The 2,791-nt window shown below is 49.2% G+C and carries 1 protein-coding gene and 1 tRNA gene; both read left to right on the top strand.

The features are described 5' to 3' along the window. Nucleotides 1–18 precede the first annotated feature (18 nt). Nucleotides 19–95 (top strand) — tRNA-Met (locus C8J30_RS18130). Nucleotides 96–722: 627 nt separating this feature from the next. Continuing rightward, on the top strand, nucleotides 723–2,399 hold the full coding sequence (locus C8J30_RS18460; protein ID WP_146227973.1) for an alpha/beta fold hydrolase: 1,677 nt from the start codon (nucleotides 723–725) through the stop codon (nucleotides 2,397–2,399). The last annotated feature ends 392 nt before the right edge of the window (nucleotides 2,400–2,791 follow it).

Below are 2,791 nucleotides of genomic sequence, written 5' to 3'. Positions count from 1 at the left end.
TCAGCCCTCGGGAACCAGCGCGGGGTGGAGCAGCCCGGTAGCTCGTCAGGCTCATAACCTGAAGGCCGCAGGTTCAAATCCTGCCCCCGCAACCATCTTTAATGAATAAGATCAATGATCTTGCGCCCCGCCAGATGGTGGGGTTGTCTGTTGTCCGAGCGCCCGGTGCTACGGCGGTGCTACGGTAGAAGGCAACAAAGGGGCAGGGGGCGCTCGCAAAGCGTCATCGCTAGGATCCGCGTGCACTCTGCTCCCCAATGCGTAAGCCGATAGGGCTGCATGCAAGCGTGCAGCGCAAACATAAATGAACTGGCCTATCTAACCCTCAACGGCGAAGGGCAATGATGGGGTGGGGCTCGGCGGGGCGTGATCGCCAGGACCACGCGCAAGCCGATTGGGCGCCCTAAACGGCGCGGGGCCACTGCCAATGATCTGACATCCCTAAGCACCCGAGCCGAGGGTGCGCCGTTATTGCCGCGCAGCTTTGCAGCACGCCCTGTCGAGAGCATCGCAGCAGGATGAACGACAGCCATTGGCAGTACCGCTCGGCGCGCATGCTTTTCTGCTGCGTCAGGCTTATTCGGCCTTAGTTGGATAAAACTGACTGTGAGCACCGGCATGCATTGTGTTTCAACATAATTGATTCGAGAATTGTGCCTTTTCACGCATTGAGGGTATCGCTAAGCTTTCCGTCACTTAGTATGTAAGCAAAAGGGAAGACGATGACTAACACTCGAAGCGATAAAACTCGCGAAATTGGACACAGTGCTCTAGTGTTTTTTCATGGTATCGGAAATCCTAAAAAACTTGGAACGCTAACTACTTTCCTCGACGAATTCGACAAGTACGGAAGTGCTCGAAATGCTCGAAATGCTCAGACGCTTGGAGTTCCGAGGAACTTTAAGCATAAGATTGAAGAGGGAAAGGATGGATGTTCGAGGTCAGTGATTCAATTTCGTCGTATCAAGAAGTTTAAAGACAGAGATGTTCAGGTTAAAATTGTTCGTTCTTATGAGGGCTACTGGGGTGATGACTTGGTTAAACCTATTTCTGTGATCACGTTCCTGTTTTGGCTTATTAAAATTATTATTAATTCATGCGGGATTGCCATTGCGCCCTGGCGGCGTTACCCGCTTTACAGAATTCGCTCTTTATACTTGGTTGATGATTTATTTTCTGGCTCTAGGAGTAGAGAGAAGCTTGAGGCGCTTTATCGAAAATTCGGTGAGGCGCCTCAGGTTTCACGGTGGCCCCGTGGAAGAATAAAAGATTTTATTTCATTTCTCGAAACGAAAGACGTGCAGAAGCACTACGGAAGCTACACTTCAGTTGCCCGTGAATGGTTTGCGAGAGAACGACGTGCCTTGACGGATTTCGCATGCAGGATGGGTGGGGCGCTCATTATAATGAGCTCGTTGGTAATTGCGGTTTGGCTGACACTGTGGCGCACGTTGGATTATTTCTTTGACGTCGCAAAGTTTTCTTCCGCGTTGTCATTAGGGAGTGCAACTGCAGTTTTTTTTGGCATGTTTTGGTTGCTTTGGCAGCCTATCAAGCAGAGGATATCGGATGTATACTTTTGGACCTCCTACGACGAACGTTCCAATGGCTTCTCGATTAGAGAGAGGAGGATAGCGCAGGCTGAGAGTCTAATTCTGGATGTGCTCGAAAATCCACGCTGCAATGATTGCATTGTTATTGGGCACAGCTTGGGATCCGCGATATCTATGGAGGCAGTATTTAGAATTGCGGATAAAATTAATGCCCTTGATCTTGCGGATGACGAGCGGCAAGCGAGGCTGGAAAGATTCCGGAAGATAAAATGTGTATTTCTCGTTGGGAGTCCTATCGATAATATATTTTCGTTGTTTCAAGAGGATAGCGGTGTTTCTAGGAGGTATAGTCGAATTCAAGAGCAAAAAGCCCCCAGTATTGATAGGATGGCGGGTCAATGTGGCTTTCGGGGTGGCGAATTCGCGATAGTAAATATTTGGTCTCGTTTTGACCCTATTAGTGCAAGAATTTTTTCACTGCGTACTCCAGCAAACAGCACTGAGAAAATCCTCTACAACAGTGAGGGAATTCCGTCTGGCATCCCAAATCCGCTTTCTGCGCATGCTGGATACTTTCAAGATGAACGTGTCATGGGTGAAATATATCGGACGGTGATGACAAGTCGCTTCGATCCGTCAAAAATTCGTGCCGAAATCATAGAGGTTAAGGTAAAAAGACGGATGTATATAACCTTGATTGCGATTTCCCTATCTCTTATTGCGATTATTGTCGCGAACTTCATGGAATTTCAGTTTCTTGCCCTTGGTGGATTGGCTGCGCTTGGACTCATTATGCGCACCGCACTCAAATGGTACGCGAGGGATCTGAAAGAATGCGACGGTTAAACGAATCTTGACGCGCTAACACGCTTCTGCTAAGGTAAAAGGTAGAGCCCGGGTGTACTCTCTTAAACACCCGCTATAGGAGCCGTCTTTCCTACAGGAGAGACGGCTCCGCCATTTCGGGGCTATATTTTTCCGCTTGCCGAAATCGCAGCAGTTCAACCGTGATTGACTTAAACGCTTCAGGGTACGGTGTACAAGTGCAGCGATTATGGACCAAAAATCAATGGCTTAATATTTACTCATTGGGAGCTGTTTAGCAGGCGTGGGTTGCTGTGACCCCCGATGTTCATCCGGCTGAAACCAGAGTCCTTTGCTGAATTTGGCGCGGTTGCGCCGACGGAGCAATGGGCGATCTGCGCAGCCGTTCAGTTGCGCGAAGCTGATCGCCCATT

The organism is Rhodobacter viridis, assembly GCF_003217355.1.
Taxonomy (GTDB): domain Bacteria; phylum Pseudomonadota; class Alphaproteobacteria; order Rhodobacterales; family Rhodobacteraceae; genus Rhodobacter; species Rhodobacter viridis.
This window is presented reverse-complemented; position numbering and strand designations above follow the sequence as displayed.